17 protein-coding genes and 1 rRNA gene are annotated in these 23,386 nt (G+C 43.6%); 9 read left to right on the top strand and 9 right to left on the bottom strand.

What is annotated here, in order from left to right:
- The first annotated feature begins 53 nt into the window (after positions 1-53).
- The 3 genes from BR06_RS0109150 to BR06_RS0109160 are packed head-to-tail and all read left to right on the top strand — an operon-like array spanning position 54 to position 2,570.
- Complete coding sequence (locus tag BR06_RS0109150; protein WP_031482198.1) at positions 54-1,019, top strand: GGDEF domain-containing response regulator; 966 nt, start codon at positions 54-56, stop codon at positions 1,017-1,019.
- Entirely contained in the window at positions 994-1,989 is a 996-nt protein-coding gene (gene xerC / locus BR06_RS0109155; protein ID WP_051676982.1) for a tyrosine recombinase XerC, read from the top strand. The genes BR06_RS0109150 and xerC overlap by 26 nt, the downstream gene beginning before the upstream one ends.
- Before the next feature lie 47 nt (positions 1,990-2,036).
- Positions 2,037-2,570 (top strand): hypothetical protein, encoded by a 534-nt coding sequence (locus tag BR06_RS0109160; protein WP_031482202.1) that lies wholly within the window; start codon positions 2,037-2,039, stop codon positions 2,568-2,570.
- A gap of 160 nt (positions 2,571-2,730) precedes the next feature.
- On the opposite strand, the gene BR06_RS0109165 is transcribed toward BR06_RS0109160, so the two are convergent.
- The 5 genes from BR06_RS0109165 to BR06_RS0109185 all read right to left on the bottom strand — a co-directional run bounded on the left by BR06_RS0109165 (position 2,731) and on the right by BR06_RS0109185 (position 12,413).
- Entirely contained in the window at positions 2,731-3,807 is a 1,077-nt protein-coding gene (locus tag BR06_RS0109165; RefSeq protein WP_031482203.1) for an NAD(P)H-dependent flavin oxidoreductase, read from the bottom strand.
- Between the two features lie 244 nt (positions 3,808-4,051).
- The gene (lhgO, locus tag BR06_RS0109170; protein ID WP_031482205.1) at positions 4,052-5,242 is read right to left on the bottom strand and encodes an L-2-hydroxyglutarate oxidase; all 1,191 of its coding nucleotides are present in this window, start codon (positions 5,240-5,242) and stop codon (positions 4,052-4,054) included.
- An 83-nt stretch (positions 5,243-5,325) separates the two neighbouring features.
- Positions 5,326-8,241, bottom strand: coding sequence for a PD-(D/E)XK nuclease family protein (locus BR06_RS0109175; protein WP_031482207.1), 2,916 nt, complete (start codon positions 8,239-8,241; stop codon positions 5,326-5,328).
- Positions 8,238-11,486 (bottom strand): UvrD-helicase domain-containing protein, encoded by a 3,249-nt coding sequence (locus tag BR06_RS0109180; RefSeq protein ID WP_031482209.1) that lies wholly within the window; start codon positions 11,484-11,486, stop codon positions 8,238-8,240. Before BR06_RS0109180 ends, BR06_RS0109175 begins: the two co-directional genes overlap by 4 nt.
- Before the next feature lie 24 nt (positions 11,487-11,510).
- A complete protein-coding gene (locus BR06_RS0109185) occupies positions 11,511-12,413 on the bottom strand; it encodes a DMT family transporter (protein WP_031482211.1) in 903 nt (300 codons plus the stop codon).
- A gap of 150 nt (positions 12,414-12,563) precedes the next feature.
- Between BR06_RS0109185 and BR06_RS0109190 the strand changes: the two genes are divergently transcribed.
- Positions 12,564-13,409, top strand: coding sequence for a pseudouridine synthase (locus tag BR06_RS0109190; protein WP_051676983.1), 846 nt, complete (start codon positions 12,564-12,566; stop codon positions 13,407-13,409).
- Positions 13,410-13,546: 137 nt separating this feature from the next.
- Here the strand turns inward: BR06_RS0109190 and ftsY are convergent, their stop codons facing one another.
- Positions 13,547-15,277, bottom strand: a complete 1,731-nt coding sequence (ftsY, locus tag BR06_RS19215) for a signal recognition particle-docking protein FtsY (protein ID WP_034602949.1) — start codon at positions 15,275-15,277, stop codon at positions 13,547-13,549.
- 345 nt (positions 15,278-15,622) lie between these two features.
- Between ftsY and asnS the strand changes: the two genes are divergently transcribed.
- The 3 genes from asnS to BR06_RS0109210 are packed head-to-tail and all read left to right on the top strand — an operon-like array spanning position 15,623 to position 18,873.
- A complete protein-coding gene (gene asnS / locus BR06_RS0109200; protein WP_031482217.1) occupies positions 15,623-17,014 on the top strand; it encodes an asparagine--tRNA ligase in 1,392 nt (463 codons plus the stop codon).
- Between the two features lie 39 nt (positions 17,015-17,053).
- On the top strand, positions 17,054-17,935 hold the full coding sequence (locus BR06_RS0109205; protein WP_084154082.1) for an AraC family transcriptional regulator: 882 nt from the start codon (positions 17,054-17,056) through the stop codon (positions 17,933-17,935).
- Between the two features lie 59 nt (positions 17,936-17,994).
- Positions 17,995-18,873 (top strand): NHL repeat-containing protein, encoded by an 879-nt coding sequence (locus tag BR06_RS0109210; protein WP_051676984.1) that lies wholly within the window; start codon positions 17,995-17,997, stop codon positions 18,871-18,873.
- Between the two features lie 70 nt (positions 18,874-18,943).
- Here BR06_RS0109210 and BR06_RS0109215 read toward each other — a convergent pair whose 3' ends face one another.
- Together BR06_RS0109215 and BR06_RS0109220 are read right to left on the bottom strand one after the other, a co-directional pair.
- A complete protein-coding gene (locus BR06_RS0109215; protein WP_031482223.1) occupies positions 18,944-19,405 on the bottom strand; it encodes an AraC family transcriptional regulator in 462 nt (153 codons plus the stop codon).
- A gap of 26 nt (positions 19,406-19,431) precedes the next feature.
- Complete coding sequence (locus tag BR06_RS0109220; protein WP_031482225.1) at positions 19,432-20,325, bottom strand: AraC family transcriptional regulator; 894 nt, start codon at positions 20,323-20,325, stop codon at positions 19,432-19,434.
- A gap of 144 nt (positions 20,326-20,469) precedes the next feature.
- Here BR06_RS0109220 and BR06_RS0109225 point away from each other — a divergent pair, with 144 nt between their 5' ends.
- Complete coding sequence (locus BR06_RS0109225; RefSeq protein WP_031482226.1) at positions 20,470-21,174, top strand: lipid-binding SYLF domain-containing protein; 705 nt, start codon at positions 20,470-20,472, stop codon at positions 21,172-21,174.
- Between the two features lie 4 nt (positions 21,175-21,178).
- Here BR06_RS0109225 and BR06_RS0109230 read toward each other — a convergent pair whose 3' ends face one another.
- A complete protein-coding gene (locus BR06_RS0109230; protein WP_031482228.1) occupies positions 21,179-22,243 on the bottom strand; it encodes an FUSC family protein in 1,065 nt (354 codons plus the stop codon).
- Between the two features lie 980 nt (positions 22,244-23,223).
- Here BR06_RS0109230 and BR06_RS0109235 point away from each other — a divergent pair.
- Positions 23,224-23,386: ribosomal RNA gene (locus tag BR06_RS0109235) — 16S ribosomal RNA — on the top strand; the annotation flags it as partial.

Below are 23,386 nucleotides of genomic sequence, written 5' to 3' on the forward strand. Positions count from 1 at the left end.
ATTTTGCTGTTTGTTCTTTGACGAAGCTCATCAGTGATGCTAACTCATAGTTCATGGACAAGAATAATGATCACGGCCTGTTGGGGCTGACAAAACAACGAGCTATTCTGGTTTCTCCGGACGATAGTCTTAAAGAACTTTTAATGAGTATATGGCCTGAAGATGTCATTCGTTTTGAGTTTTATACTAAGGCGAAAGGGGCCATTGAAGAGATTTTCAATAACCCTCCTGATTTGCTTATAGTTGATAACAGAGTGACGGATATTACTGCTGCAGAGATGGCCCGACTTGTTAAAAGTGAAAATGTCTACCGCCAGCTTCCCGTTGTAATCTGCTTTGATGAAAGCGACCTGGCTAAGCCGTGGGATTGGAACGAAATCGAAGTTGACGACTTCCTCATTCGTCCGTTTTTTATGCCTGTTGTTCGAGACAGAATCAATTTGACCTTGTGTCGCGCTCTGCGTGCCCTTGATGCAAATCCGCTATCCAAGCTTCCTGGAAATACTTCTATTATTCAGCGCATTCAATCGCTTATTGATCGCAAGCAAGACTTTGCCTTAGCCTACTGCGATTTGGACTATTTCAAGTCCTTCAACGATAAATACGGTTTTTCGCGCGGTGATGAAGTTTTGAATATGACAGCGCGCATTATCGTTAATACAGTTAAGAGTTTTGCCGGAGAGCAGTCTTTTGTTGGTCATGTCGGCGGGGATGATTATGTCGTAATAACTTCTCCAGATATCGTTGAAGAGGCCTGTAAAGGAATTATTTTTTCATTTGATGGCATAGTACCCAATTTTTACGATATTGAAGATCGCAAAAGAAAGTCCATTGTTTCTGTCGATAGGCAGGGCGTGACGCAAACTTTTCCGCTTATGGCTATTTCTATTGCGGTTGTTTTCAACATCGGTGGCAAAATAAAGCATTTTGGTGAAGTTTCTGCAATTGCTATGGGTCTTAAGAAAAAAGCTAAGGAAAATCCAAAGAGTAATTATGTCCTCGACCGTCGGACCCCATAAGGACTTACCAGAACCAGTTCAAACGTTTCTCATTCATATGGATGCTGAGAAAGGTTGTTCTAAGGCTACATTGTGCTCTTATGAAAAGGATTTAGCTCAGTTTGAAGATTTTTTAAATACCCGTTCTTCTTCTTTGGCAAGTACATGTGAAATTACTACCGATCATGTTCGTGGTTTCCTGGCAAAATTGCATGCACGCCGATTAGCTAAAAGTACACTTTCGCGGAAATTATCCTCCCTACGATCTTTTTTTAAGTACCTGACTAGACATCGGGTTATTTCAAGCGATCCGATGGTAGGTATACGGAATCCTAAGCAGGAAGTTCGGCAACCGCGATCATTAAATGTTGATCAGGCTGTTAGTTTGCTTGACTCTAAATGTGGCGTGGAGCCGGAAGATAAAAGAGATCAGGCCCTGGCTGAAATTATGTACGGATCTGGTTTACGCGTTAGTGAGGCTATCTCTTTAAGTCTCTACGATGTGGATACTTCTTCGGGCATTGTCCGTGTTGTTGGTAAAGGGAATAAGGAGAGGATTTCTCCCTTAAGTGATTCCGCCCGTGAAGTGCTTGATGCATATATTGCCGTAAGGGGGGAACTCGGGCCGGCCCTTGATGAGAACGCTCTTTTTGTCGGTAACCGGGGCGGGCGCATTAATCGCCGGCAGGTAAACCGAATTCTTGCTCGTATGGGTGAAGAGGCTGGGATACATAACGGAGTGCATCCGCATATGCTTAGGCACAGTTTTGCTTCGCATATGCTTCAGTCAGGTGCTGATATGCGGTCAGTGCAAGAGTTACTCGGGCATGAAAATCTTTCTACCACTCAAAGATACACTCATTTAAACTTTCAGCACATAATGAATGTCTACGATAAAGCTCATCCTTTGTCTGATGTCGGTGCTGTTAAAAAAGATACAGATGATGGAAAATTGTCAAATAATGATGAAGATAAATTTCTAAAATTTTAATATTACTGATTAGGGATGTCTAACTTATCAAACTAGGAGGTAGTTCTATGAAAAAACAGACAGCAGCCGTTGTGGTAAACGCAATTGAATCTAAAAGTGAAACGGCAAGGAACGAGGCCCTTTTTGAAATACGCAGTTTGAAAAAAGATTTAGCTAAGCTAGAAAAAGAACTTTCATCCAAAAAATGCGTTGTTGAAGATCCTGCTTTCGATCTAGTACATAGTGCCTTTGAGATATTTCGTCACACACAGGTGATGTCAGAGAATAAAAAACTGACTGAGCAAATTGATCAATCGCTTGAGAAATCATCTTTTAAAGATTTCCTTGATTCAAAAGGGGCTAGAATTCTTAAAAAGCCCGAAGGGTGGCACTGGATTTCACCAGCAGGCGAGATGCATTTTCTTGGGGCAGGGTCAGATGCACAAGGTGCGGCAAAAAAACTCGAGTCGATTGTTTCCAAACGCAGTAGGCCTGCAGCTAAAAAAGCCGCAGTTAAAAAGGCTCCAATTAAAGCTGATCCTGTAGAAGAGGCCACGAAAGTTGAGGATGTTAAAGAACCTAAGAAGGCGAAAGGCAAATAATGTTTCTAAATTGAACGGGTTTAAGAGGATTGTTTCTTTTTAATCTGTAGAATTGATTACTCGCTAAGATTTGTTTTGTTCTCTGGTAAACTCGATTAAGAGCAAAAAAAAGGCGTCCCTGATGGGACGCCTTTTTTTTGCTTATATATTGGGACTCTATTTAAGCGCAAGCTACTTCAAACTCAGATGTAAGTTCAGCCATTAGTTCTTTAACGGAAACTATTTTCTTAGTTCTATAGGCGTTTGCCCCTGCGAATGCGAAGCCATGCTTCAGCTTACCGCGTTGCGCACTTATAAGTGCGGTGGCAATACAGTAAGGAGTGGTCTCGACGTCACAAGTTTTGAGGCATTTGAATGCGCATTTAAACGGAGTTTTATTTCCTGAGTATACTTCCGTCAGGTATGCATTTTTAATTGCTCTGCCGGGAAGTCCTACAGGACTCTGGATAACCGTCATATCATCTTCTGTGGAATCTACGTAAGACTGCTTGAATTTGTCATCAGCATCACATTCGTGAGTTGCGACAAATCTGGTTCCGAGCTGAACTCCGGAAGCGCCCATCTTAATGAATTTGCAGATATCTTCACCCGTGTATATACCGCCTGCGGCGATAACAGGGATCTTTTTACCTGTCTTTTCTTCAAATTTCTTAACTGCTTCAAGCACATCAGGCAGGATTGATTCTAGTGCAAATGCTGGATCATCAAGCTGCTCACGCTGAAAACCCAAATGTCCGCCGGCTTTAGGGCCTTCGACGACAAATGCGTCAGGAACGTAATCAAATCTTGATATCCATTTCTTGCAGATAATAGAAGCTGCTCTGCCTGATGATACGATAGGAACCAGTTTGGTCTTGGCGCCATCAGCTAGATATTTCGGGAGGTCTAAAGGAAGACCTGCGCCGGAAAAAATAATGTCCACGCCTTCTTTTATCGAAGCTGTTACCTGCTCTGCGAAGTCAGTTAAAGCAACCATGATGTTAACACCGACAATGCCGGATGTTTTGGCTTTAGCTTTTCTGATTTCTTCAGCAAGAGCTTCGGACTGTGCTTCAGGCGTAGCTCGGTTCGGCTTTGTACTGGTAAGGCCGATCATGGCTGCAGCAATAACGCCTATTCCGCCTTCTTCTGCGACTGCGGAAGCTAGACCGGAAAGGGATATTCCTACGCCCATTCCACCTTGAACAACTGGAACTTTGGCAACTAGGTCACCTATTTTTAATTGGGGAAGCTTCATTTGTAAGTTCTCCTGTCTATATATTTTAATAAACTACTCAATTCATTTTTTTTAATGTTACTCGCTATTTCGGCAAACTAGCTCTTTTGAAGCTTTGTAAGGCTGAATAAAGGGAGCATGAATAGTTTATAGTTCGAGCAAAGTTTTTTCCTTTATAGCCCTTTAAGTCAAGTGTTTTTTTGTAGTTAAAAGCCGGTTGGAACACTCGATTAGGCACTTAAGGTGCTTATATTAATTATATTTACTAGCGTATGTATTTGTTCACTATCATTTCTGCAAAGTACATCGAGCTTGTAAATGCGGGAGAGATTGCATTTAGTACGTGAACACTTTTTTCGTCGCTTTCGACAAGGAAGTCCATAACAAGCTCATTGCGTTTAACGTCCACAAGCTGTGGACGGATACCGACTTTTGGTGTGCTCTCGATATCTTCGGGATTAAGCTCTTTAACCAACTCTTTAGCATCATTGAAAAAGCATTTGAAAAGGTATTTGCGGGGTTCTTCAAATGCAATTGAACGAAATTTTGAATTTCTCATAAAGAGAACTGCATCCCTTATCATAATACTAAATGCTTCTTTGTCCAGTCCTGAGAGGAGGCCATAGTTCTCTCTACCGAAGGCAGGGATAGCTGTTGGTCCTAAGTAAACATCACCTGTAGCTCCGCGTGTGAAGTGGATTCCTAGGAATGGATTTTTTATGTTCGGGACAGGGTAAATGCTACCCTTAATAATATCCGCTTTTTCTTTTTTAAGCTTTTTGTAAATGCCTTTAAACGGAATGAGCTGGTATCCTTCACCGAATCCGAAAGGTCTGGCTACTTGGTCGCTGTAGGCACCAGCTGCGTTTATAAACATTCCGCAGCTTAATTTACCTTTGTCAGTGATAATCTGGTTGTTCTTTTTAGCATCGATAAATTTAGTGCCGAGCATAAAGGTTACTTTGCCGCTTTGCACGAGATCCGTATATAGTGACTTCATAACACTGCGTGGATCAACCACTGCTGTGTAATGGGAGAATAAGGCCTGTTTACACGTTTTTGCGTTAGGTTCGATTTTGGAGAGGCGTTCTTCGCCAATTAGCTCAACCTTTGCACCGTTTGCAGTTGCACGGTCGTAAAGTTCATGCAGGGTCGGTACTTCAGATTCATTTCTTGCAACGATGACTTTTCCTGTTTCGAGCAGAGGTAGTCCTTTCTCTTTGCAATATTTTTTCATCATGAAGTTTCCGGAAAGGCAGGATACAGCACGTAGACTGCCGGGAGCGTAGTAAATCCCTGCGTGCAGGACTCCGCTGTTTCGTCCTGAAGCGTGGAGCGCTACTTCATTTTCTTTATCAATGATGATTATGTTCTTGTGGCCTTTCGCAAGTAACTCGCGCGCAACGGTTAAGCCTACGATTCCAGCTCCGCATATCAGTATGTCAGCAGTTTTCATTAAGTAAATCCTTTACAGTTCAATTTTTTTTAAATTTAGAATGGTTCTTTATATGAACCCTTTCTTACTATTCTTAGGGCTTGCTACGCTCCGCATGCTTCACGGTACGAGCACCAGTTGCATTGTGCGGAGCGAATGGCTTTAAACTCAGGCTCGGCGATCAAATTATTAATGATGCATGCCGAAAGGGCCGGAATTTTTGTGCCGATAATTTCAATCCTATCTTCCTCATCCGTTTTGGAATCAAAAAGAAATTTTTCTTTGCCGTCTTTGACTAACTCTACAAGGGCGGCTTGATGAGGCATTTCTCGCGATGAGTGATGGTCCATCAGTAGGTATAGTGGTAATTGAAGGCTGTCGGCGCCTGATTTTACTTTTTGTAAAAAATCAGACGCGTCATTATACAAGCTTTGCGGATCTTTAAGTACTTGGTCCCAGATTTCTGAATCGGCCCAAAATGATTTGCGAGGCATGTGTAACTGTCCGGTTTTATAGTCAATAATATAGCGGGAATTGTCTCTATTATCAACCCTGTCAATTCTTCCATAGATTTTAACTGGATAATCACCAACATCAAGGAGTGCACATGCTTCGTCCTCAAGAGATATAACTGTTGTCGTTCCAATGTTTTTTAGGAACAAGGACAGTCTGTTTTTACCTGCATGTTCAAGGGACTTTTTGATGTCATATGGCAAGTTTGCATACAGGGAATCTCGTTCGAGTCTTTCCATGAATAGGTCGTTTAAGTTTGCGCCGCTTAAATCTTCTCCGCAGATCACTTTTCCCAAATAAGGCTCGAGAAAGTCTTTTAGCACCGTATGTATTAATTCACCGAAACCTGCGCGATCTCCATCTAAATTGACTGTTTCAGTTTCCCTAACGTTAGACAGATAGCGGAAGAAAAACAGCTTGGGACATGTTACGTAGCAGTCCAGCGCAGATGGAGATAATCCTTTAGTTTTCAGAATATTTCCGAGTTTATCCGCAACAGGTTCTTTTGCTATGGATACCGGAGAGTTTGATATGGCCCCAACTGGAAAGTTGATGGCTTTGAGTGGGAAATTTTCACTTGGAGTAATTATCCGCTTTTCTTTTTGCTCCAATTCCCAGAGAAGCTGTTCGACGAATCTGCTACGCACGCTTTTTGAATCTAACAATCCGGGCTGATCCCCACTTTGATAGAATATGCATGACTCTTCGCTACCCATAATCAGCCTGTAAAAGTTGTATGTGGCAACGCTTTCTCTTTCGTGCGAATCCGGTAGATCCAGTAAATGTCTGAGCTGATCTGGCAGAAGTGGGTCATATGGATCAGTTCCAGGAATTTTATCATCTACCGTATCTAGTATATATGTACGTTTGAAATTTAGTAGTCTGCTTTCAAGCATACCCAGAACCTGCATACTTGAAATGGGGTCCGGCTCAAAGGATACCCGTTGGGATGCTAGTAATTGTCTGAATATGGAAAAAGATAACGGCTGCCCGAACTCATCATTACTAATAGAGCTTTCACGCAGTTCGGGGATGACCTCATTCATCAGACGGAATAAACATTCAGAATCGAGCAAATATCTTTGCCATAATGTACCGCCACGCAACCTGAGCATTTCAGCCATGCTTTGCAAGCTGTCTGCAAGCTCGGCAAGGGTATTGATATTTGCGAAACCATCTATGCAGAGACCTATGACTTCTGCACGTAATTCTTCTGTGCTGTCTGGATTATCAACAAGGTTGCCGTTCTCGTCGTTGTACACAGGGATAAAATCGGTATGATTCACATATGGGGATCCGCATCGAAGGACTGTTTCCCACTGATGAAAAATTGTGCGTAAAGGTTGCTCGTCGTCAATCTCAAGCATTTTAAGGTACGGATGTCTGATTAGCGCGAGAATGTCTTTCCAGTGATAAGCATCGCCGCTCTTGGTTTCCTGAAGTTTTAGAATTGCCTCAACAAGTCCATTCAGGGCTGAGCGTCCAAGTGGATAGCCCATACTGATATTAATATCGCGCTCAGGTAGATGATGCATGACCGGAAGCAGCAAGGATGTGTCCGGTAGAACTACGGCGCAATCATCATAGTTATCTTCAACCGAGCTTAGGAGTTCTTCTCGCATGGCGCATAGCTGCGAATGACGGTCGAATCCTTCAAAGAATTTAAGTTTCGGCAGGGTGGAACTGTTTTCCGCGCTATCGTCCGATATTGCTTCTGCTTTCCAGTTGCGCAACCAGTTGTGATGTTCCTTTACAGCGAAATGTCCTTGTTCTCGTAGTGCTAATGCTGGATCACTATGCCATATCACTCGCAGGTCCAGATTATCCCATAGGTGGTGGAAAAATTTATCTTCAACGCCGGCTAGTCCGTAAAATCCGGCCAAGTATAATTTTTTGCCATCTAAGATAGTATCGAGCTTCTCAAGGTTGGTAGACAGGTTGCGGCTTTCTAAACCTGTTGTTGACCAGCCGCGTCTTTCGAGAGCTTCGACATATTTAACGAAAATAATCTCGATTTCTTCAAGCAGTGCTGCTGCCCATTCGAGAACTTCGCCTTGGAGCATCGATATATTTCGCGGCGTGATATCCTGCCTGAGCATTTCTTCTAGAAGAGACGCTAGGCGGGTTCCCCATGGGAAAAACTTTTGCAAATCGCAAGGGAGTTTGGATAACAGCCCTTTAGATTCAGCGCGGAGTCCTTCAATAATATTAAAGAGCAGTCCGACTTGATCAAGCTTACCGATTCTGCGCGGAAAGTTGCCTGTGAGTTTAGGCATCAGTGAGCCTACAAAGTCTGAAAAAGAATAAATTTCAGGAAGTATGCAGGGTTTCTCCAGCTCATCCGATGCCGCAAGGGCTTTCTTTAAATATCTGGCAGGGCGGTGATGTGGAACAATCACAATGGTATTGCTCAGGTCACCGTCAGATTCATCTATTAAGATAGAGCTGAAATTTTCGATGAAATCGCGTTTCCATGAAATAATAGAAATGGGCTGGCGGGTGGTCATATGAACACCTCCTGTGTGAACTGCTCATCAAGGTAAACGAGTAGCCCTCGTAATTCCTTTTGATTTCCGTACATTTCTTTGAGCAGCCTCATGTAACGTTTAACCTGTTTTTCGTTGTCAGCTGACGGGTTCCCAGTTTTGTACTCCACAACCAGTGCGTGATTATCTTCGAGCAGGAGTAAGTCAGCGCGGTGGGTATCACCTTTTTTATCCATGATGGCTACTTCAGGCCTGCCGCTCACTATGGCGGTGCGGACTTCTGTATCCGACAAGGCCCATAGAGCCATTGCGGTTACTTCTGGAATGATTGTTTCATGCTCATCTGCTATGGCTGGGAACTGGGCAAATGCGGCTTCCGCACTGCGCAAACAATCCGCAGCGTCGTCACCTGTGAGGATTAAATTTTCCATAGCCTTATGTGCAAGTTCGCCGCGCATAAGGGCGTTATATGAGTAGTCTTCTAAGTTATGACGGTAGACGCGAAGTCTAGGTAGCCACGCCATGAGCTCTTGCGGTTGGAATTCGTCGGTCGATTCTTTGTTGTCGCAAGTTTTAACAGATTCAGTAGACTTAACAGAAACACCAGACTTGGCTGGTTCGGGCGCAGAGTTTGCACTTGAAGTTAAATTTGAATCTTGATGAGATTCACTTTGAATCTCATTTGAACTTTCAAATTCTACAGGAGGTTTGCCATATTCCAACAAACCTAGGTCTGAGAATTTGCCGTTTAAAATAGTTTCAATAGCAGAAAGTGCGGGCGTTACGCTCTTAACTTTTTCTGAGGGCATGAAACCGTATAGCTCATCGCCAGCTCTAGTCCACGCTACATATAAGAGGTTGAGCTGTTCTGTGAACATGCGTGTCCGGTTTTCATAATACTGATCACCTAGAGAGCTGGACATTGGAGTCAGCAAAGTTTTGCCGTCAACTTCTATGTCGGTGAACGTTGTGTCCGAACCGGAAACTGACCAGTTATGGAACGGTACGATAATTACTGGAAATTCGAGTCCCTTGGATTTGTGAATGGTCATGATGCGCACTGCATTGACCGATTGCGGGAGGGGTACTTTTTCGTCGGCGGATGATAATTCCCAGAAATCTAGGAAAGCTGCTAGCGATGTGCCGCGATTTTCTTCTGCCAGATGTACGACTTCTAGAAATCTGCGGATATAAAGTTCATCACCCGGGCATGATTCGATGATTTTGAAGCGGGAGACCATTTCACTTGCGAGGTCGTAAGGAGTCATTAACCCGGACTTGCGCAGGAATGGCGAAATGTGATTGTTCCAAAAGGTTGGGAATTTTTCAGCGAAACGGCGGTAGAGCGGGCCTTTTTCTCTGTTTGCCAGCCATTCGGTTATTTCATTGTTGGAAATGCCGGATACCGTCTGGAATACTTCCTTGCCATATACGAATTCTAAGAACGCAAGGTCATCCTGCGGATAATCCAAAAATTTCAAAAGCGAGACTATTTGTCTGACGACAGGATGGCGGTCGAGTTGCAGGCTGTTCTCTGTGATGACAGGTATAGATTTTTCTACCAGCCAGTCACATAGGAGCTGGGCGTGGTCGTTTGACCTAACGAGCACGCAAATATCTTCGAATTCTCTGCGCTCGCGCAAGTCGTTCATTAAAATGTCGAAATTACGTTTCGTTTCAATTTCAATTTCTGATGAGGTTTCCGCAAAAAGTTTTTGCAGTTTTACATATCCACCTTCGCGCGGCTTATTCAGTGGCAAGCTTTGCGTTGCGTTTTCAAAGGTGGATGCAATTTTTTCTGCTAGTATTCCCTGCTGTTCTTCGGGACCGTTCGGGTAAAGAATTTCAGCAAGATCAGTCGCCACATCGAAATCAGCCAGTGCATCAAAGAATGAGTTGTTGAACTTGACTACATTTTCAAGACTGCGCCAGTTGTATTCGAGATGACCGGGGGTGAATTCTGAAATAGATGTGAGTTCTGGATCTCCTGCAATTTCATCGAATAGCTCTGACCTACCGCCGCGCCAGCTATAAATGGCCTGCTTAACGTCACCCACATAGAAAAGACTTCCGCGCTTGGACAAACATTCCACGGCTAGCGGAACCATTGCTTGCCACTGGGCAAGGCTTGTATCCTGAAATTCATCAATAAGCAGGTGATGGAGGCGAGATCCCATACGGCAGAATGCATCTGGAAGGGCTTCGCCGTTTTGTAAAACATATGAAGCGACTCGCGGCAGATTTGAGCTAAGTAGCATGCCGTTCAGTGATTGATATTCAATGATATCATCACGGATTTCTTCTACGATCTTTACAAATGGAGCAAGAGCGTAAGCACCGCGTAAAATTATAGCCTGATCGCGGTAAACTTCGTGGGCTTGTTTTAGGTCGGCATAAATCTTTTCGTGCAGAGAATTGATGTCGCCTTTGGATTTTTTAAGAACACAATCTTCAAAGCTATCTTTCTGAACCATGGCTGAGTCTTTTGGCTCGCCCATAAAATCGAGAGCGGCCGCATGGGCTAGATATTTTTTAAGATGCGCAGAAGCGGCAAGGCTATCTGTATCTATTAAAGAAGACATGGCCGTCACGGCCTTCATATATTTATCGTAATCAGATTGAAGCATCCCTGCTATTTCTTCTTGATCCGTTAATCTTTCGCCTGGAAATTCCATCACATGACTAAGGATCTGAATCAGTCTGAAACGCATTTGCTCTGCAAGCCAGAATCCTTTTTTATTCTCTTTGAGAACGAGGCTCTCTACCGCGTCATCCATGAGCTTTTTGCGGAACTCGTCGTTTCCTTCGCAATGGGTCAGAAATTTATTGAAGTTCGGTTCAAATAGGGTCGTAGGGTCGAAAAGTAGCTGAAAATCCGGACTCAGGCCAAGCTCAAGGGCGAAGATGCGCACCAGCAGGTTTAACAGGCTGTCGATGGTTCTAATGTTCAGCCGACTGTAGCGTTGCAGAATCGGAGTGAGTTGTTTTTTCGCTTCCGCAGGACTCCAGTCGCTACCGAGTCCGTCTCCTTCTAAGTCGAGGGCGCGGTTCTTAAGTGAACGCACAACGCGCTCTTTCATTTCAGCGGCGGCTTTGTTGGTGAAAGTTACAGCCATTATTTCGGGCCAGCAGTATCCTTTCGCCTGAGATGATTTACATACAGGGATAGAGTCTTCTTCCTGTGATCCGGCTAGGAGCGACAGAAAGCGCGCAGTCAATTCATATGTTTTGCCTGACCCGGCGGAGGCTTTAACCTGTTGGAGCATTTTTAAGACCTTTGTGTTGGCGAGCTATACTGTTGCAGGTTTTAATTTTTTAAAGCAGGACCGTATTTTGTTTTCCATAACTATCATAAGTACAGCTGAAATAATGAGTGCGCTTCCGAGGTATCCTGTCCAATCGAAGCTTTCATTCCACCACAACCATGCCAGCAGGGCGGCAACAATAGGTTCAACTGTGGCGATAACGGATGCTGATGTTGCTTCGAGATACTTAAGGCCAGCATAGTAGACCGTATATGCTCCGTAGGTGCAGATGGTGGCAAGGGCTATTAGCGATCCCCATGAAATTGGCGTTTTGTGGTGAAATTCAAAAAATGGGAGCAAACCAAGCGCGCCAATTGGAAGAGCATAAAGAAATATTGTCGGCGTTGAGTAACGTGTAAAAATTGTTTTGCCGAAAATATAATAAAGGGCGTATGTAAAACCTGAGGTTAATCCGCACATAATTCCGAACCATGTGAAGTTTACGGCCCCTCCTGTGCCGAAAAATTGAGGTCCGAGTGATACGCATGCAACGCCTGTGAGAGTCATGCAAATAGCACCAATTTTAATTGGCCCCATCTTTTCTCCTAGGAATATCCATGACATAACAGCAACCCACGCCGGAGCCGTATACAGCAAAACCGAGGCCAGAGCCGCGCCGACGCCATGCACTGCAAGCTGGTATGATCCGTAAAAAATGGTGACGCCCAATATCCCGAACAGGGCGACAGATGGGATATCCTTGCGTTCTATTCTGAATGTACGCATACGGTATGCATGGACAGCGAATAGTATCCATGCGAAGAGTGCTCTCCAGAACGCGTTTTCCAGCGGAGGAATTCCTTGTTCAATGGGAAACTTTGAAATAGGTCCGATAAGGCCCCACATAATTGCGGCCATCAGTATCAGTATACATCCTTTGATGTTCATATCGGGTCCTCATGGTATATGGTAAGTAAAAAAGTGCTGGTTTTATTTTAAATTTTACAGTTGGAATCAGTAGCAAAGTTGTATGCTCTTTCCCTCAAATCGTCAAAGAACTATCGCAAGATAGCGCTATAAAATATTAGGAGAAAAGTTTTGGATATTACAAATTTAAGTGAATGTTCACGTGTGGTTGTAACTAGTGATGATGAAGGTCTACGCCTCGATAAATTTTTGATTATGCTACTTCCGGATACCAGTCTTCGTGAGCGCAGAAGAATTATTGATAATGGTCTGGTTTCTGTAAACAGGCGCAGCGCAAAAGCCAGCCTTAAAATGTTCGTTGGTGCTGAAGTTGTTTTGTTTGAAAAAAAGAACGTTCCTACGACTGCTGATATTTTGCCAAGCCTTAAAATAATTAAAGAGACTGGCGAGTTTGCCGCAGTTTACAAACCAGCTGGAATCCATTCCGCATCCATCGCGAGCAGTTTGGAAGTTTCCGCGCAGGATTGTCTTGCAGAACTTTTCCCCGAAAGACAGCCTATTTTAATTAACAGGCTTGATCATTCGACTTCCGGTATACTTCTTGTTGCTTTCGGGCACGACGCAAGTCGCCGCTTTAAAGGATTTGAGGAAGAAGGCAAAGTCGAAAAAGAATATTTTGCTAGAATTATCGGAAGTCCTCGCTCAGAGTTCGTTATGAAAAATGAGCTTGATACAGATTCAAGAGCTGTGACTAAAGTACTCGATGATGACGCTGACAGACTCCGCTGGAGTTATGCAGACCGAGTCAAAGACCTAAGTGATGGCATAGTTGTCGTGAAAGTACGCATCACAAAAGGCGCACGCCACCAGATCAGAGCGCATCTGGCACATGCAGGATTCCCGATTGTAGGGGATGCAGTGTACGGTGAAGCTACTGCTGATGGTAAAATGTATCTGCACAACCAGAGAATTTCATTCGAAGGTTTTGAAGCTGAGTGCGAGCCTGAGTGGGATTAAGTTTTAGGTTGTATGGTTTAGCTTGAATAGGCGGTTAGCCTGAACAGGTTGGCTTCGTTTATATATGAATAAATAAAACCCCCTTGGAGCGTGAGCTTCAAGGGGGTTTTTGTGTGCTTAATGCGTGGAGTAAGATCTTACTTCTCTGATATTAACAAAGCCTTAGCAAAATCTTCACCGTTGAATGGTCTGAGATCTTCCATCTTTTCCCCGAGTCCTATGAAGGTGATCGGGATTTTGTTCTGCATGGTCACGGCAATCATTACGCCGCCTTTTGCTGTACCATCCAGTTTAGTGAGGATTAATTCATCCACGCCGATTGCTTCATGGAAAAGCTTGGTCTGCGATAGAGCATTCTGTCCGGTAGTTGCGTCAATAACCAGAATGCTGCGGTGCGGAGCTTCGTCGTGCTTTTTGCTGAGAACTCTTTTGATCTTATGTAGCTCTTCCATCAAGTTGTTCTTGGTGTGCAATCTTCCCGCTGTATCAAGGAGCATGAGGTCGTAGCCGTTTTTAACAGCGTAATCTATGCCTTCGTAAGCTACTGCGGCTGGATCGGAACCTTCTGCCTTAGCAAAGAATCCCGCCCCTACGCGTTTTGCCCAGATTTCAAGCTGGCCGATTGCGGCCGCTCTGAATGTATCACCCGCGACGATGAGAACTTTGCGGCCCTGCATCTGCTCGCGATGAGCAATCTTAGCAATGGTGGTTGTTTTACCAACACCGTTAACTCCGATCATCATTACTACTTCTGGCGGAGTGAAAGCTTTGATACGCTTAGGAACTTTAAATATTTCATCTAGCTCTTCGCGAAGAAGAGTTTTGAAGTTTTCGGGGTTTGTTTCACCACTTTTACGGATTCTTTCTTTCAAGCGGTCTATGAGTTCTGTGGTGGCTTCAAAACCAACATCTGCCATGATTAGAATTTCTTCGAATTCTTCCCAGAAATCTTCATCAAACGCGCTATGGCTGGAAAGTAGAGAATCAATGCGCTTGGTGATTTGTTCTCTTGTTTTAGCAAGGCCTTCTGAAAGTTTGATGAACAGACGACTTTTCTCGTCTTCTTCATCTTCGAGTTCTAAGGCCAAGGCTAAGCGGTACTGCAATTCAGAACGGAACTCGTCAACATGTTCATAGTCCATGTCTTCAAGCCATTCTTTGAAACGGGTAACAAAGTCTGCCGCTTCATCCGCAGGTGCTTCGAGAGCTTCGAGCAAAAATTGTAAACGTGCCCAGAGATCTTCTCCGGCAGTTTCTACTCCATCAAGGATCAGCTCAAGCCATACGGAAAGGCGTGGGTCTGCTTGCTGGAGAGCTTTGGTCAGGTCAATCTGCCATTGCGGTTTGTCTGCGTCGTCTTTTGACTCAGTTACCATGGAAGGCTCGATTACTCTTGCCTTGCCACCGTCCTTCACAGGATCAATGGTTTTTACTTCAAGAGCTGGTTCTGGTGTGATTGTTTCCTGAGCTGCAGGAGCTGGTTCAGCAGGTTTTTCAACTACTGGTGCGGCTACAGGCTCAGCCTTTGCATCTTGTTTTGGTGTGACAATAGGCTCAGGGTCAACAACAGGCGCAGGCGTGACAACTGGCTGAGGCTCAGGAACAGGCTTAGGCGTAACAATTGGTTCCGGCTTCGGAGCTGGTTCTTGTATAGCTTCAGCTTTAGGCTCAGGTTTTGGTGCTGGAGCTGGTTCAGGTTTAACAACCTGCTGGTCTTGCGGGGCTGGCTCAGCAACTACTTGCGCAGGAGCTTCTTGTTCAGCTTCCTGACTGACCGTTTTTTCATCACCTAAATATTCTTCAAGAGCTTGGTTAGCTCTGTCTTCTGGACTGACAAATAATTTTTTTACTTTAGAAAAGAATCCCATTGAAATCCCCTTATAATTCTATTTTGAACAGCGGAAGATAGCGCAGTCCTGCCTGATACGCAACTCGAAAGCACTGCATAATTGCCCGCTAACTTCGTTGCTGCAAAAAAATCAAAAGCTCACATATAGGAATATGCTTCGCTCTTGATTTTTTATTGCGCCTTATTAGCGAACAATTCTACAGCACTTTCGAAAATTTATTGACTGAGGAATGTTCGTTATCTTTTTCTATATTTTACAGTTTACCCTTTTTGCAGCTACATATATATAATGTTGAACAAGATAGTTGAAATTTGCTCGTCTTACATATACATATTTGCGAAACGCAATAAATGGAGACTTTTTATGAAAAGAACGTGCATAAAAGATGCTTTGAATGCGGAAAGCTCAGTTTCTGAGATTCTCATCAAAGGTTGGGTCCGTACGAAGAGAGATAGCAAGGGTTTTTCATTTTTAGAAATAAACGATGGTTCCTGTATTAAAAACATTCAGGCAATCATTGATCATACCCCTGAAATTGTCGCCGTACTTGAGAAAATTAATACTGGCGCCTCTGTCAGCGTTACGGGCGAGCTTATCGAGTCTCCCGGTAAAGGGCAGAAGTGGGAAGTTCGCGGTAAAACCGTTGAAATGCTCGGTGCTGCGGATGCTGAAACTTTCCCGCTACAGAAGAAGCGTCATTCTGACGAGTTCTTGCGGACAATAGCGCATCTTCGTCCCCGCACGAATAAATTCGGCGCAATGTTCCGTATTCGCGCGGAACTTTCATATGCGATTCACAAATTTTATCGTGATAAAGGCTTTTTCTACGTTCATACTCCAATCATCACGGGCTCAGACTGTGAAGGTGCCGGAGAAATGTTCAGAGTTACATCTCTTGATCACGAAACTCTTTCTAAGACTAAAAAAGAAGAGCAGGGCGCACGCGACTTTTTCGGTCAGGAATCTCACCTGACTGTATCGGGGCAGCTTTCTGCTGAAATGTATGCATTGTCTCTTGGTAATGTCTACACCTTCGGGCCGACTTTCCGTGCTGAAAAATCCAATACACCGCGCCACGCTGCGGAATTTTGGATGATTGAACCTGAGATGGCATTTGCTGATCTTGATGATAATATGGATCTCAGTGAAGAGATGGTTAAATATCTCATTGCGCACATCCTAGAGAATTGCGCTGATGATATGGAACTGTTCGCGAAGTTCGTAGATAAAACTTTGATGGATACACTCAAGAATATTTCTGAAAATTCATTTGAGCGCATCACTTACACTGATGCAATTGAACTTTTGCAGCGTTGTAAGAAAGCCAGCAAGTTTGAATACAAGCCGGAGTATGGCCTTGATCTGCAAACAGAACATGAGAGATATCTCACTGAAATGCATTTCAAGAAGCCTGTAATCGTATATGATTACCCTGTGGAAATTAAGCCTTTCTACATGCGTCTTAACGATGACGGAAAAACCGTTGCCGCAATGGATCTGCTTGTTCCTAGAATCGGTGAACTTGTCGGTGGCTCGCAGCGTGAAGAAAGACTTGATGTGCTTGAGCGCAGAATCACTGACATGGGAATGGATACCGAAGATTACTGGTGGTACCTAGACAGTCGCCGTTTCGGAACCGCGCCGCATGCAGGATTCGGAATGGGTTTTGAGCGTATGCTCATGTTGCTGACCGGAGTTACTAACATCCGCGACGTAATACCTTTCCCAAGAACACCTAAAAGTCTCGAATTCTAATTATATTAGGGCCGCCTTGTGCGGCTCTTTTTTTTATATATGCTAACAATACCGCGCCACATAAAATCTTCCACTGAAATCCCGAGTATCACTCTGGATGGTTTGACCTTTGTGCAATATCAATGTCGCAAATCAATGGTCAGGCATGAGGCGTGTGTTGCACAGCATTCACTCGTGTTCATTTTGTCGGGCACAAAGATCATCCACTCGGCCGACGGCGATGTTGAGCTTGGCGCAGGAGATTCTTTTTTCATTCGTAAAGGGTGCCACCTAATGTCCGAAATGGTTCCGGAGGACGGAGGGACCTTTGATACGATTCTATTTTTTCTAGATGATTCAATGTTTACCGAGTTTGTTGATTCTCTTTCTTCGAAAAGGGATGACCCATTGATTGATATTCCTTCGCTATTTCGTGTTGAGACTAGTGAGCCCATCCAGATCTATCTGTCATCTATTATTCCGCTTTTCGGCTCGCCATTAGCTTATGACGATGAATTCTTGCGACTTAAGGTGCGGGAACTGCTTCATTACCTATGCGGCGCAAGTGGGAACGAAAATTTTGTTAATTTTTTACTTTCATGTCGCAACGAAATTAAAGCTGATCTGGTTGCTACCGTGGAACAGTATTTTAATAAAAACATCAGCCTTGAAGATATGGCATCCCTTTCCGGGCGCAGTCTTTCCACTTTCAAACGAGAGTTCAGTAAAATTTTCGGAACATCCCCAGCTAAGTGGATTCGTGCGCGTCGTCTTTCATGGGCTGCGCAATTGATTCAAAATTCACCCAAAAGCATATCTGAAATATCTTATGAAGCTGGATATGACAGCCTTTCCCATTTCAGCAGTATTTTCCGCAAACAATTCGGTTACACCCCCCGTGAATATCGTTCTGGACTAAAATCGTCAAAGCTTGAACTTTAAACGAGAGTTAGTTTCTTCTTTTTTCTCTAGTTTCATTTGAAAGAAACACGGAGGAAATTTTGAAGAGATACTTAGTAGCGTTTATTTGTCTGGTTTTTGTGATGTCACTTGGCGCGTGCTCGTCAAAGAGTTTAAAGGTCGACGGATTTTCCGCGCCGGAAAGTGTTACGTCTGACGGAACATACTTTTATGTTTCGAATGTGGGCGAGAAGCTTAAGCCTATGGATAAGGATAGCGACGGCTATATTTCAAAGCTTTCAGCCGAAGGCGAAGTGCTTGAGCACCGTTTCATTAAAGATCTTAATGCACCGAAAGGAATGGTGACATTGAATGGCGTTCTGTATGTTGCAGACATTGATGTGCTTAAAGGATTTGCCGTGGAAACTGGCGAACAGGTTTTTAGTCTCGACTTCTCAAGCGAGGGAACATCCTTTCTTAACGGGGTCACTGTGTTAAATGAAAAGAGCATTTTGGTTTCCGCGATGGATACAGGTAAAATTTACGAGGTTGATATCGCTGGGAAGCCTTCTTTTGTAGAAGTAGAAGTTGAATTCGGTATCCCCGGTGCAAATGGATTAAGCTATGTCCCAGAAGATGAAACCCTTTATGTTGCAACTTTCGGTACGGATCATAAGCCGAATGGGTTCGTCGGGAAGGGGCGGCTAGAGAATGGTAAACTTAGCTTTAAGAAGATTCATACAACAGGCGGCATGTATGACGGTATGTCTGTCGATGGAGACAACGCATACTTTTCCGATTGGGTTGCTTTTGAGAAGAAAGGTGTTGTTCTTAAGTTGGATATGAAAACTGGAAAGGTCGAAGAAGTCGCGCTGCCGGAGAAGGTTGCCGGGCCTGCCGATTTCTATCTGGATAAGAAGAGCAAGAGGCTTTGGATTCCAATGATGATGGAGAATTCTTTGCTGATAGCGCCATATTAGATAAATGCTGTTATTAGTTGGCATTAAAAGATCCCCCTTCTATATATAGAAGGGGGATCTTTTTTTGATTTTACTTCAACGGCAAAAGTAGCAATGTAACTAGATGTTCAGGTTTTGTAGAATGAGGATCATTCAAATACTGTTCGTAGCATGGTTCATCTCTATATTCTTCGCCGCTTTCCGGCAGCCATTTCGTGTAAAATTCCATCCATTTGTCAGCAAGCTGAGCGTAAGGTCCGAGGAGGACTGCTACAGCGTATCTGCCGCCGTTAACATCTTTAAATTTAACTTCGCCGGAGTTAGCAACTTCCTTATCAACAGTAATGCATGCTTCACTGCGGAGATTTTCAGCAGGAACTTCCATGGGATTATCATGATATACGCCGAATGATTTGGTCCTTTCATTGAAAAGACCGTTTGCGCCGGCCCATGATGCAAGTTTCATCCAAGCTACTTCAACTTCCTCATATGGACCGACATGCTCTACATAAGCCATTTTCATTGGGTCTAGGTTCCAAATTTTAACTTCCATTTTAAGCTCCATGTTTAAAAATTAGATTAATTAATTGCCAAGTAAATTTCTGTAATTAAGTCTTCAGGAGCGGTCTCCGCAGGGGTGTTAAGGTATTTTTCAAATGATGGGATAGAATCCCTCAGTTGATGCCCACTAGCGGGTAACCATTTCCCATATAGCTGTTTATACGCTTCTTCGAGTCCGTCGTAAGAACCACAATGAGTCGCAACGGCGTACTTTCCGCCCGGAATTGTCTGAATTCCTATGTCCCCTTCGGCCGTAAGTTCTTTTGAAGTGCTTATGCATGCATCGTATCTAATCTTGCCTTGCGGAGTTACAGACGGATCATCATAGCAGAGTCCCATAAATTCTGTCTGAGCATCTAGAAGACCTGTCGGCCCCGCCCAATTGCAAAGTTTTTCCCAAGCTTTTCCTACTTCAAAATAAGAACCAACATGTCTAACGAATGCAACATATATCTCATTACGCTCACGCACGTCCAATTGAATAGTTGGAGATGATTGATCGAAATTTATATTCATACTTGTCGGTTCAGGGGAGTAGTAGATAACATTGGGATTAGAAGGGCTTGTCAGTTTTCGGGTAGTACGTCTGTAGTCACTTGGGGGAACCGTAAACATCTTTTTGAATGCGCGGCTGAAGGTCTCTGGTGATTCATACTGTGCGGTAAGAGCAATGTTTATGACTGATTCATCCGTATAGCAGAGCATGTACGCAGCTTTTTCGAGGCGGAGACGACGAATGTGTTCTTTTAAACTTTCGCCGATCATACCTTTAAAGATGCGATGAAAATGAACTACGGAAAAACAGGCCGCCGCAGCCAGCTCTTCAGGAGAAAGAGGCTGGTCCAGATTCTTTTGAATATAAAGCAGCACGTCCATCATTTGTTCGTTGTATGGTTTCAGTAGGTTCGACATGGGCTATCCTTACTGTCATTGCGAGAATTGGCGCATGACATTTTTTATCATTTTGAAATATTCTAAATTAACACGCGTTGAATTAGAAGTTAAAAAAGCAATTTCATGTTGATGTACATATATAGAAGGGGTTAAACTGTCCCCATGAATAAATGGAAAGGATTAATACTTTGTATCGCCATGACTATGCTTTTATCAGCATGCAATTCGGTTAAGAATATTACAGGAAGCCCGTGCGTCAGCAATTCAACTACGAGTACTCAGATGCTTGTGGATTCGGCTGCGTGTGCCATTAAGCAAATGAGGACGAATCAGTACGGTCCAACAATTGATTACTTGCTCGAAATTTCCAGAGCAGTGTTTATCTTTCCAGATGTGTACAAGATGGCCTTCATGATCGGCGCAGAGGGTGGAACTGGCGTGTTGTGCGCAAAAGATAATACAGGTTTTTGGAATGGTCCGGTATTCTATAGTATGACGGGACTTGATATTGGAGTGCAGGGCGGCATTGCAAGTAAAACTGTTATGATATTCCTTCTTGATGACGAAGCTCTTGAATCCGCTTTGACGGGAAAGCTGGATATGTCACTTGGAGCGGATCTGGCTATTGGTAGGCTAAGTGACCAAAGTCATCGGGGTCTATTTGATATGGAAGGGAATATGTACACAGTAGTTTATCAGGCGGGTGCGTTTGGAGGAATGACATTCCACGCAGGCGCTTTAATGGTCAGCAAGGATAGTAATAATGCTTACTACGGTAAGAGGGTAGAAGTTAGAGAACTGCTTATGACTCACGAATATGATAATATGGACGCTGACATCTTGCTCAATGCTTTAGTTGGAATTTGATTTTTTAGATGTATTGATATTCCTCTGCAGTCTTGTGTTCTTCTTTTGCGTACTGGAGAAGGTCTTTACATATGAATTGTGTGTTGTGGTAAAAAACAAAGAATTGTAAAATCTTCTGCAGGTAGAATCTTTTGGTAGCCCCTTCGTTTCGAAGTACTTCGAGTCTTTCCTGAACTGAATCAAATACAATCTGTAAGTCCTTTTCGTTTAGAGATTTTTCTGAACTTATGTCGCACATTGATTGCGCTATTGTTATTGAAAGGGCCTTTAGCTCTTTTTTCATTATGATCTCATAACCTTCACCCTGAACGTCGTTAAGAGCTTGCAGCATAGCATTCAAGTGGGAAGCGTTTTTCTCCAGAGTTCTCACCTTTAAGCCTAACAGGTCGGTGTTCTCTATATATATGAGGCGCTCGTGTCTTAGGACTTTCGCGTATAGATCACGGTTGAGTGCTACCTGGCTGGTGAAAGAGTCCAGCATATCCGGTGCAAGTCCTGATTGTTTCTGTAGGAAGCTTTCCATTAGAGTTTCAAAGTGTACTGCGCACTCTTTAAATTGTATTCTGATTCGTTCATTTAATGATTCAGAAGCCCGCATGGGGAATATCATTATACTGGTAACGAAAGCGCACGCTACGCCTATGCTGATTTCAAGAACTCTATATAGTCCAAACTCAATTCGGTTATCCTGGCCAAGGCTTGCGAGAGTTATTATTGTCACAGTGATGGCGGCCATTCTATAGAACTCGTTGTATTTGGTCATAAAAGCGCAGAAAGCGACAGAAAGGAAGAGAGATAAAAGAATCATAGAGGGAGTCTGAGGGAATATAACAATGCAAAGGATGCCCATGAAAGCACCTATGGCTGTACCTGAGAATCTATACCAGCACATCCTTATGGAGTCTGCAATGTTGATTTGCATGACAATGACCGCAGATAGTGCAGCCCAGTATCCATAAGAAAGGTTTAAAACGTAAACAGTGAGAATATATGCGAGGACTGCCGCGATGCCTGTTTTAAATCCGTGTATAATGTGGGTGTATTGCGAGCTTGGTGTAAGTCTATTCATATAGGATATCTTAGGGGATAGATGTTTGTGTTGTTTTGAGTATGTATATCATGCTGAAGAAAGGCAATAGGAGAGTCTTAAATCAACTAGAATGGATAGCGTATAACGAAGAGTCCTTTGGAAAGGTGGACTCTAGTTTCTGTTTGCTAAGAATGAATTAGCGTGGTTAAGCCATTCCCAAACTAAGTACCTAACAGATATCCATAATAACGCAGAAACCTATTGACGTGGAGCAGCGTTTTACATAGAACCTCTTTCTCGGGTCAGCAACGCCTTAACGGCACAGCGTCTCCGAAAGTTTATTATGACAGACCGGTCACAAAACGGTTGACTTCTAAACGGGAATTACATAGTTTCCGATTCCGCGCTGCAGAGATGTAGCGACACTGAGTTAAGTCTCAGAGATCATTGAAATAAAAGTTAAATTCTTCTTGACCGACCGGGCCTGATTCATTAGGTTCTGGTTGCTTCCCGAAAGGCTGACCACGACGCAGAGATGTTAAGTGAGTCCGGCATAAGTGCTGAGTCGCTTGCGGGGAGGTCAAGAAAAACTTTTATAAAGTGGTTGACACTTGGAGCGGCTTCATCTAGATTGCCACTCCGACGAAGGGAAAACAAGCCTTCGAGATCATTGAGAAAAACAAATTTCAGAAAGTAGTTGACGGGGGTGAGCGAGTCGTTTAGATTCCCACACCGCACCACTCGCAAGAGTGGGTTAGCGACTCTCTAAAAAGTCGATCACGAAAGTGGTTGACAGGGTACAGTTCTTTGTATAGAAACTGTTCCTCTTGGGCGAAACATTTTTGTTTCAACTGAGAAAAGTTCACTGAAAAAATTAGACGCAGGGTTGACATGAACTCTTTAATGTTCCACATTAAAGGTTCGCAATAGCGACCAAGGTCTTTGACAATTAAATAGCGAGTTGGGCAAAATTAGAACGACACATACATTATTGTAAGTGCGATCAAAACGCAGTTTTTTAACTGGAGAGTTTGATCCTGGCTCAGATTGAACGCTGGTGGCGTGCTTAACACATGCAAGTCGAGCGAGAACGGTTTCTTCGGAAGCTTAGTAGAGCGGCGCACGGGTGAGTAACGCGTGGATGATCTACCTTGAAGATTGGGATAACAGCTGGAAACGACT

This window comes from Maridesulfovibrio frigidus DSM 17176 (assembly GCF_000711735.1).
Classification (GTDB): domain Bacteria; phylum Desulfobacterota; class Desulfovibrionia; order Desulfovibrionales; family Desulfovibrionaceae; genus Maridesulfovibrio; species Maridesulfovibrio frigidus.

Bases quoted from the DNA above. Each gene is read 5' to 3' on its own strand.
- BR06_RS0109150 (WP_031482198.1), top strand. From the start codon at position 54: ATGGACAAGAATAATGATCACGGCCTGTTGGGGCTGACAAAACAACGA.
- xerC (WP_051676982.1), top strand. From the start codon at position 994: ATGTCCTCGACCGTCGGACCCCATAAGGACTTACCAGAACCAGTTCAA.
- BR06_RS0109160 (WP_031482202.1), top strand. From the start codon at position 2,037: ATGAAAAAACAGACAGCAGCCGTTGTGGTAAACGCAATTGAATCTAAA.
- BR06_RS0109165 (WP_031482203.1), bottom strand. From the start codon at position 3,807: ATGAAGCTTCCCCAATTAAAAATAGGTGACCTAGTTGCCAAAGTTCCA.
- lhgO (WP_031482205.1), bottom strand. From the start codon at position 5,242: ATGAAAACTGCTGACATACTGATATGCGGAGCTGGAATCGTAGGCTTA.
- BR06_RS0109175 (WP_031482207.1), bottom strand. From the start codon at position 8,241: ATGACCACCCGCCAGCCCATTTCTATTATTTCATGGAAACGCGATTTC.
- BR06_RS0109180 (WP_031482209.1), bottom strand. From the start codon at position 11,486: ATGCTCCAACAGGTTAAAGCCTCCGCCGGGTCAGGCAAAACATATGAA.
- BR06_RS0109185 (WP_031482211.1), bottom strand. From the start codon at position 12,413: ATGAACATCAAAGGATGTATACTGATACTGATGGCCGCAATTATGTGG.
- ftsY (WP_034602949.1), bottom strand. From the start codon at position 15,277: ATGGGATTCTTTTCTAAAGTAAAAAAATTATTTGTCAGTCCAGAAGAC.
- asnS (WP_031482217.1), top strand. From the start codon at position 15,623: ATGAAAAGAACGTGCATAAAAGATGCTTTGAATGCGGAAAGCTCAGTT.
- BR06_RS0109205 (WP_084154082.1), top strand. From the start codon at position 17,054: ATGCTAACAATACCGCGCCACATAAAATCTTCCACTGAAATCCCGAGT.
- BR06_RS0109215 (WP_031482223.1), bottom strand. From the start codon at position 19,405: ATGGAAGTTAAAATTTGGAACCTAGACCCAATGAAAATGGCTTATGTA.
- BR06_RS0109220 (WP_031482225.1), bottom strand. From the start codon at position 20,325: ATGTCGAACCTACTGAAACCATACAACGAACAAATGATGGACGTGCTG.
- BR06_RS0109225 (WP_031482226.1), top strand. From the start codon at position 20,470: ATGAATAAATGGAAAGGATTAATACTTTGTATCGCCATGACTATGCTT.
- BR06_RS0109230 (WP_031482228.1), bottom strand. From the start codon at position 22,243: ATGAATAGACTTACACCAAGCTCGCAATACACCCACATTATACACGGA.